At 50.2% G+C, this 833-nt stretch carries 2 rRNA genes; both read left to right on the top strand.

Annotated elements, in window-relative coordinates:
* Nucleotides 1–526: ribosomal RNA gene (locus tag A3762_RS07110) — 23S ribosomal RNA — on the top strand; the annotation flags it as partial.
* A 172-nt stretch (nucleotides 527–698) separates the two neighbouring features.
* Nucleotides 699–813 (top strand): 5S ribosomal RNA (rrf, locus tag A3762_RS07105).
* Nucleotides 814–833: the final 20 nt, after the last annotated feature.

Below are 833 nucleotides of genomic sequence, written 5' to 3'. Positions count from 1 at the left end.
GTAGGTCATAGTGATCCGGTGGTTCTGTATGGAAGGGCCATCGCTCAACGGATAAAAGGTACTCCGGGGATAACAGGCTGATACCGCCCAAGAGTTCACATCGACGGCGGTGTTTGGCACCTCGATGTCGGCTCATCACATCCTGGGGCTGAAGCCGGTCCCAAGGGTATGGCTGTTCGCCATTTAAAGTGGTACGCGAGCTGGGTTTAGAACGTCGTGAGACAGTTCGGTCCCTATCTGCCGTGGACGTTGGAAAATTGAGAAGAGCTGCTCCTAGTACGAGAGGACCGGAGTGGACGAACCTCTGGTGTTCGGGTTGTGTCGCCAGACGCATTGCCCGGTAGCTATGTTCGGACAGGATAACCGCTGAAAGCATCTAAGCGGGAAGCCCCCTTCAAGATAAGTTTTCCCTGATTCCTTGAGAATCCTAAAGGGCCCTTAAAGACTATGAGGTTGATAGGCAGGGTGTGTAAGCGTTGTGAGGCGTTGAGCTAACCTGTACTAATTGCCCGTGAGGCTTGACTATATAACGCCAAAGCGTCTTCGAAAGAAGGCTGGGTGTATAGGCAACCAATCGAACAATCGACGAATAATGAAGATATGAATCATAAGCGACTACTATTGCTTCCAAATGTTAAAGACAACAGCAGAATTAAGTGTTGGTGTAACGACAGTAAGTTACTTCAACCAGAGTTTTGCCTGACGACCATAGAGAACTGGAACCACCTGATCCCATCCCGAACTCAGAAGTGAAACGGTTCATCGCCGATGGTAGTGTGGGAGGTCCCATGTGAGAGTAGGTCATCGTCAGGCTTCTAATACGAAACCCCAGC

Source organism: Oleiphilus sp. HI0125 (assembly GCF_001635355.1).
This window is presented reverse-complemented; position numbering and strand designations above follow the sequence as displayed.